The 728-nt window shown below is 65.2% G+C and carries 1 protein-coding gene; it reads left to right on the top strand.

Going from position 1 to position 728, the window contains the following annotated elements; all coding sequences use genetic code 11:
- Positions 1 to 728: alpha-amylase family glycosyl hydrolase (locus N4G66_RS45250; protein WP_261710161.1), on the top strand; the 728-nt coding region annotated here is incomplete at both ends.

Consider the following 728-nt stretch of genomic DNA (forward strand, 5'->3'; position numbering starts at 1 on the left):
GTCAATGAGCCCGTCCCGGACACGTTCGAGGACACCCCGGCCAAGGACCGCGATCCCGAGTGGTTCAAACGCGCCGTCTTCTACGAGGTCCTGGTCCGCTCCTTCCAGGACAGCAACGGCGACGGCATCGGCGACCTCAAGGGCCTGACCGCGAAACTCGACTACCTCCAATGGCTGGGCGTCGACTGCCTGTGGCTGCCCCCGTTCTTCAAGTCCCCGCTCCGCGACGGCGGCTACGACGTCTCCGACTACACCGCCGTCCTGCCCGAGTTCGGCGACCTCGCCGACTTCGTCGAGTTCGTCGACGCCGCCCACCAGCGCGGCATGCGCGTCATCATCGACTTCGTCATGAACCACACCAGCGACCAGCACCCGTGGTTCCAGGAGTCCCGCGCCAACCCCGACGGACCCTACGGCGACTACTACGTCTGGGCCGACGACGACAAGCAGTACCAGGACGCCCGCATCATCTTCGTCGACACCGAGGCCTCCAACTGGACCTTCGACCCGGTCCGCAAGCAGTACTACTGGCACCGCTTCTTCTCCCACCAGCCCGACCTCAACTACGAGAACCCGACGGTGCAGGAGGAGATCGTCTCCGCGCTGCGGTTCTGGCTGGACCTCGGGATCGACGGGTTCCGCCTCGACGCGGTGCCGTACCTGTACCAGGTCGAGGGAACCAACTGCGAAAACCTTCCGGCAACGCACGAGTTCCTCAAACGGGTCCG

This window comes from Streptomyces rhizosphaerihabitans, assembly GCF_025399795.1.
Classification (GTDB): domain Bacteria; phylum Actinomycetota; class Actinomycetes; order Streptomycetales; family Streptomycetaceae; genus Streptomyces; species Streptomyces rhizosphaerihabitans.